Annotated in this window: 1 pseudogene; it reads right to left on the bottom strand. The window is 68.3% G+C overall.

Annotated elements, in window-relative coordinates:
* Nucleotides 1-315, bottom strand: a pseudogene (locus tag AC5RV1_RS21415) (lipoyl synthase); the annotation flags it as partial.

The following is a 315-nucleotide window of genomic DNA, read 5'->3' as shown; positions in this document are numbered from 1 at the left end:
GGGTGGTGCCGGAGGACTCGATGTGGGCCAGTTCTGCCGGGATCTCCCAGCCCTTCTTGCGCATCGCGGTGGCCCAGAGCCTGCCGGCGCGGTAGGAGGAACGGACCAGCGGGCCACTCATGACGCCGAGGAAGCCGATCTCGGTGGCCTCGTCCTGGAGGTCCACGAATTCCTGCGGCTTGACCCACCGGTCCACCGGCAGGTGCCGCTCGGACGGACGCAGGTACTGGGTGATGGTGATCAGGTCACAGCCTGCCTCGTGCAGGTCCCGCAGCGCTTCGGAGATCTCCTCGCGGGTCTCGCCCATCCCCAGGA

The organism is Arthrobacter sp. Hb9-2 (assembly GCF_059091165.1).
The sequence above is the reverse complement of the archived record's forward strand: the minus strand, read 5'-3'. Positions and strand labels throughout refer to the sequence as shown.